Here is a 5,845-nt window from a genome sequence, read left to right as displayed (position 1 = left end):
TTGTTCCGGGCGTACCATTCTCGTCACCATAGTAAAAGTGATAGGTATTAGGATCATCGAAATTGACTGTTTTTTTCACCATTCTCAATCCGAGTATGCGGGTGTAGAAATCGTAGTTCTTTTTAGCATCACTTGCAATGGCCGTAATGTGATGTATCCCGTTGATTGTATTTTCCATTTGCTTAGCTGTTTAAATCCGTTTTTGATTTTGATGATACAAAGCTACCGTATGGAGGGAGGTCAAAACATTGAACTAGGACAAGAAAAACGTTTTTACACTTTTCAGACAAAATCATAAACCCTATGCTGCGTCGCTGCCGCCGGCAGTATCCGCAGCCTGCGTAGCCGGGAGCGCTCAAATCACATTCACCGGACCAGCTGTTCAGGCAGGTTCGCAATTGTCGTTGGGTCAAAATGCATTAAGCTCGAAAAGCAGACTTTCGCGCCCTTTTGGCGGATTGTTCAACGGCAATCCGCCACATTGGCACATTTCAGCTGCTGGCCATTTTTTTGACCGTGTTGAGGAAAAGCTAAACTCAGCAGCTATGGACACATTTTCAACTATGATTATCAGTGCGGTAGATCAGATCAAGAACGCAGTCGTCAAAATAGATACCTACAAAACAACCAATGGTAAGCTGCGGGCCGCCGGCTCGGGATCGGGTTTCATCTTTTCCTCCGATGGCTTTATCTTCACAAACAGCCACGTTGTTGAAGGTGCGGAGAAGATCATGGTAAGTCTTTTGAATGAAAACGAAATTGAGGCGACACTCATCGGAAAAGACCCGGATACGGATCTGGCTATACTGAAAATTTACACGGAAGGTTACTCGGTAGCCAAACTGGGCGATGCAAGCCAGTTACAGATCGGCCAGTTCGTGATTGCAATCGGAAATCCTTACGGGTATCAACATACTGTCACTACCGGCGTGGTCAGCGCATTGGGACGCACTTTACAAACACAATCGGGCAGGATGGTTGACAATGTGATACAATCCGACGCTGCATTAAATCCGGGTAACTCGGGCGGACCGATGATCAACACGGACGGCGAAGTGGTAGGTGTAAACACAGCCGTGATCCAGGGCGCCCAGGGACTAAGCTTTTCAGTTGACATTAATACGGCAAAGGAAATTGCGCGTCAGCTGATCCGCGACGGAAAGGTATTTAAGGCTTATCTGGGTTTGCAATTACAGGATGTACCTGTGAATGAGAAAATCAGGCAACACTATAAGCTTCCCAATAAGAGCGGCATTTTCGTCACCCGCATTGAAGAAAATACCCCGGCTTCCCGCTCCCAGCTCCTGGAAGGAGACATTATTGTTTCTTTCAATGACAAGCCGGTAAATAATTCAAATGAACTGTTCAGGGCGCTGACACACCGGGACATTTTGAATGTAACCAACATTTCTGTTTTACGCCACACAGAACTGCTCCACTTCATCATTGTGCCTACTGAGAAGAAGGCCTAACTTGCCTGCACTGTATCTTGAAAAGGTAACTCGATCAGTTTAATACCGAGAATCTTTTCAAGCTTGCAGATGGTATCAAGCGTCATATTTTCAGAGCCGCGGACCAGCTTGTTCACGTACTGCGGCGAGCATTGCATTTCTTTTGCAAGATCTTTCTGACTCATTTTGCGTTCCCTGAGCGTGCGCAAAATCGCCAGACTGATCTTAAAAGATACATCCATCCACGCAGCATTTTCCGCTCTGAAACGCGCCGCATCTTGCCATTCAAGATCGACTACCGCCTGCTTGATGACCTTTTCCTTCACTTTTTGAATACTCATAGTTCTGATATTTAAAACAGTTCAAAAATTCCAAATTCGTCATTCTGGTCCGTTCGCAGGTAATTCACAACTGCGTCCAGCTTGCGAAGCTCCTTCACTAAATGCTCGCGCTCGTTCATTGTCCTCGTCAGTTTGATAGCGCCACCTGCAATAATGAAGAAGTTCACATCCACTCTCACCGCATAAATCCGCAACCAACTCTGCCTCTGATCACCTTTCGCCTTGCTTTTCTCAAACGGATCGAGACGCTGCGTGCCATTATGCAGGGGCCTGAATAGCGTTGAGAGCCCCTCGTACTTACTACTCATTCCTCTCTTCGCTATCGCCAGCAAACGCCTTTCAAGCCTTGCTGCTTCCTGCCTCGTTCTTAATACAGCATCCTCCACGGAAACATCTTGCCAAAATTCCGCCAAATCCGCTTTGTGCGTTTCGAAAAACTCTTCCAGATAAAAGGCGTCATTCCAATTTTCAAACAGCCTTGTAAACTCGTGATTGTGATCGGAACCAAAACGAACCGCAAAAAGGCTATACGGAACCACCACAAAGATACCACTAATTTTCATAAAATCAACCTTTAAGTTTATTTTTCAAGCAGATACATTTTTCATCATTTAGACGTCAGTTCCGGAAATTGGTAACAGGTTAAAAGGAAATAAGAACAAGAGATGCAGCAGGGAGCTGGCTTGCATTTAAAAAAGTAAGCATTTATATCCGGGCAAAAGGTCGTAAACAACGCATTAAAGCTTTTTTTGACGTACCCGGGAATGAATTGGGCTGTTTGTTATGTTGCAGTTACAAGTCACCAACAACAATGTTACTGCTCAGTTATGAATTGGATTGCAATCAACAGTGAAGAAGAAGTTCAGAAAATCCACCATTCAGGCGAATATTCTATTATTTACAAGCACAGCCCGCGATGCATGACAAGCCTGATGGCGTATCGGCAGCTGAAAATGGATGTCAGCGCCTCCCCTGAGATTTCCACTCCTATCTATATCGTGGACGTGATCAGCAACCGGAAGGAATCAATGGCCATTGCCGACAGCTTCCGCGTTCAACACCAGTCGCCGCAGATCCTTGTTGTTAAAAATGGAGAATGCATTTACGATGCCTCTCATGAAGCAGTTTCGCTACGCGATACACTTTCACATATAAGTTAAATAGCTGGAAGTGAGCATTACAAAAATTCACTTTCATTTTTTTGCGAATTATAGATGGATTATTTCCATTCAAATGGATTTATTCCATAAATTTGAAGTGTTATTTACTTCAACGAACATGGAAAAGCTGCATTACCTGATTGTATCAGAGGAGATGGTCTGGCTTTGGTATTATGACCAGCTGGGCGGCAAGCATATCAAAGAACTGCTCGCCAGGGACGCAATGGATTTTGTGAAAAATCTGAAAGCGGGCACACAGCCCGTCGAAGAACCCGCTCCTGATTTTCCGCTCACGGGTTTATTGGATTTAAAATAACGACCAGGCAAACACCTGGCTTTCAAACATATTTCCTAACACTTCATCTATAACAAACGCAAAAGAGCAGCCTTGTGCTGCTCTTTTTGTATGCGATAAAATCAGGTAGCCAGCGGTGGCCCCGAAGGAATAAACACCTTCTCTCGCTTGTATTTAAACTTGTACTTTTTAGCAGTGAACTTGGCCGTCATGTACTCACCCATATAAATGGAGCCGGTCATCACGTCGTCTTTCACAGTGCCCGAAAACAAAAATGTGATCGCATCGGCAGGCTGCCTGTCGGTGCTGCGCATTTTAAACTCATTCCCTTCAACCGTCCCCTGCAGCTCGCGTACGCTGAACTCGCCTTTATGCGAACCGTTAAGCCAGTTACCATCCTGTTCAATGATCAGCGAATGCTTGCTTTTGCTTGAAAAGAACTCAATCTCCGCGTCCCAATGTCCTTTCAGCGAAACCGAAGCCGCTGCCATTTCCGTTTTGGGCGCCGTACGTTTTTGAGACAAAACCTCCACCAGACGATCTGCTACTACCTTTTCATCTCCCGGCTGCATTTGCCCGGTTGTGATGGTTACATAAGTCTCATCATTCCTGGTGCCGCCGCCTAATGCAATCCTCGGCTTGGTACGACCAAAAAGCTCTGCAACTTCCTCTCCCGTGATCTTCAATTTTGCAGCATCCCACGTTACCCGAAGCACAGGTGTTCTGTTCGAAAGATCTTTGGGCTCGATTACTGTCGTTTTCACTGAATCAACTGCTGAGACTTTCTTTGAAATACTATCCAGCCACGACAACCACCGCTTCCATTCTCCGGCATGGTCTCTTTTGGTCCAGGCTTCCACGGCGGCGATCATACCCATTGTTTCTTCGCGGCCCACTTTGTTGTCTCTTCCCGGACCGTGGTGCGGCGCGCTCGCTTGCCAGGCCGACATCAGTAGATCTTTTCTTCCCAATACAAGTCCGGCACACTGCGGACCGCACAGAGCTTTTCCACCACTGTAAACCACCACATCGGCACCCATTTTCAAATGTACATTCGGGATAGTGAGATCCTCAGCCGCTGCATCAATCAGTATTGGGATGTTCTTGGCTTTGGCAATTTTGGAGATTGCTTCCAGTGAAACCGGCCCGCTCATCGATTCCGGGCAAGCCATTAAGTAAATCAATGCAGTTCGCGGATTGATCGCATTTGAAAGCTCCTCGATCGTGTCAATGGTTACCAGCTGCACACCCACGTTGCGCAATGCATGATCGTAAACGTTGCGCGAATATCTCGGCACAATCACTTCTGTTTTTTCAAAACCCGATAAATCCGGTATCCTCACCAGCTTTTCAGGATTTCCACCAGTGACGCAGGCCACGGTTACGTGTTTGAGTCCGGCTGCGCAACCTGATGAAACAAGCCCCCACTCTGCGCCGGTCAGTTCAGCGAGCCGCTTCCCTGCGGCAAATGCCAGTTCATCATCTTGTACAAAAACCTGCGCAGCTGCGTCCATTGCCGCCCGCACTTCCGGCCGCTCCACAGAGCCGCCTATAATGGTGAATGTTCCCCGGCAATTGATAATCGGCTCCACACCGATAGACTGGTAAATCTGTTTGCCTGCAGCAGCGTCAATCACGGAATTGGTTGCCGGCTGCTGCTGCCGGGAAGGCAACATAACTCCGCCCGCCAGCGGCAGCATGGACAAGTCTTTAAGCGCATCTCTTCTTTTCATAATCTGTTAAGCGTCCAGGAAATATTTAGCTATCTAAATTTTGTAGTTTACAGAAAGAACAACACTCACTTATGATGTTGCAAACTTCGGCCAAATATAATAATCCTTTCCGTCTAGGTTAACGAATATGTTAAAACCCTTAATCGAATCTAAAAAAAGCCTTGATACGTCATAACGAGGCTGTGACGTATAGCCAACATTTTAAACTAGTTCTACGTGGTATTACAACTATGCTCACTTATATTTGTAAGAACGAAAAGAAAGACGCCTTGCCTCCTAAGCTTTACCTGTATCAACTCTGGGCCAGACTTTCCGGAGAGCCAGATCAATTTCCTTTAAATGCGCGCATATTCCATTCCGTATGCCTGATTTCAATCTTCGCTCTCACTTATAATATCCCATTTAATTATTTCATCGGCTTGCCGGAAGTGGCGCTCACAAGTCTGATTGTGCTCCTGCTGGCGTTCGGCTTGTACTACCTTTCCCGGTTTAAAAACCAGGCACCTGCTACCATTCTTGCCACAAACGTGATCGGACTGGTTCTGTTTACAATCAACTACTTTCTGAATGCAGGTATCGACGGACCCACGGATCTGTTTTTTCTGCTTTTTTTATTACTCAGCATTGCGATCAGTCCGAGTAGTGAGTACAAGTTCTGGATACCCGTCAATGTAGGCGTTTTTGTCTTGCTCTGCATTTACGAATACTTAATCCCCGAGTCGGTTCCCGATACCTACGATAGCAGGTTTGCCAAGTTTGTCGACCACATGTCGGCCTACGTTGTTGTAGCAGCAATTGCCTATTTCTGCATTCACTACATCCGCCGTAGCTATGAGCGGGAAAAACTCGTCACTTTTGAAAAATC

General features: G+C 46.2%; 7 protein-coding genes and 1 pseudogene. 4 read left to right on the top strand and 4 right to left on the bottom strand.

Going from position 1 to position 5,845, the window contains the following annotated elements; translation table 11 throughout:
* Positions 1 to 178 (bottom strand): VOC family protein (locus ACTIE6_RS15865; RefSeq protein ID WP_439557569.1); only part of this gene is annotated, 178 nt, incomplete at its 3' end.
* A 367-nt stretch (positions 179 to 545) separates the two neighbouring features.
* Here ACTIE6_RS15865 and ACTIE6_RS15860 point away from each other — a divergent pair.
* On the top strand, positions 546 to 1,472 hold the full coding sequence (locus ACTIE6_RS15860) for a S1C family serine protease (protein ID WP_056289478.1): 927 nt from the start codon (positions 546 to 548) through the stop codon (positions 1,470 to 1,472).
* Here the strand turns inward: ACTIE6_RS15860 and ACTIE6_RS15855 are convergent.
* A complete protein-coding gene (locus ACTIE6_RS15855) occupies positions 1,469 to 1,792 on the bottom strand; it encodes a helix-turn-helix domain-containing protein (protein ID WP_439557568.1) in 324 nt (107 codons plus the stop codon). The genes ACTIE6_RS15860 and ACTIE6_RS15855 overlap by 4 nt on opposite strands.
* 11 nt (positions 1,793 to 1,803) lie before the next feature.
* The gene (locus tag ACTIE6_RS15850; protein ID WP_439557567.1) at positions 1,804 to 2,355 is read right to left on the bottom strand and encodes a hypothetical protein; all 552 of its coding nucleotides are present in this window, start codon (positions 2,353 to 2,355) and stop codon (positions 1,804 to 1,806) included.
* A gap of 264 nt (positions 2,356 to 2,619) precedes the next feature.
* Between ACTIE6_RS15850 and ytxJ the strand changes: the two genes are divergently transcribed.
* A complete protein-coding gene (ytxJ, locus tag ACTIE6_RS15845) occupies positions 2,620 to 2,952 on the top strand; it encodes a bacillithiol system redox-active protein YtxJ (protein ID WP_439557566.1) in 333 nt (110 codons plus the stop codon).
* 118 nt (positions 2,953 to 3,070) lie between these two features.
* Entirely contained in the window at positions 3,071 to 3,268 is a 198-nt protein-coding gene (locus ACTIE6_RS15840) for a hypothetical protein (protein ID WP_439557565.1), read from the top strand.
* 101 nt (positions 3,269 to 3,369) lie between these two features.
* On the opposite strand, the gene ACTIE6_RS15835 is transcribed toward ACTIE6_RS15840, so the two are convergent.
* Positions 3,370 to 4,980: an aminotransferase class V-fold PLP-dependent enzyme gene (locus tag ACTIE6_RS15835; RefSeq protein ID WP_439557564.1), complete on the bottom strand. Its 1,611-nt coding sequence runs from the start codon at positions 4,978 to 4,980 to the stop codon at positions 3,370 to 3,372.
* A gap of 230 nt (positions 4,981 to 5,210) precedes the next feature.
* On the opposite strand from ACTIE6_RS15835, the pseudogene ACTIE6_RS15830 reads away from it, so the two are divergent.
* Positions 5,211 to 5,845: pseudogene (locus tag ACTIE6_RS15830) on the top strand (sensor histidine kinase); the annotation flags it as partial.

The organism is Dyadobacter sp., assembly GCF_051859145.1.
In the GTDB taxonomy this organism is placed as follows: Bacteria; Bacteroidota; Bacteroidia; order Cytophagales; family Spirosomataceae; genus Dyadobacter.
This window is presented reverse-complemented; position numbering and strand designations above follow the sequence as displayed.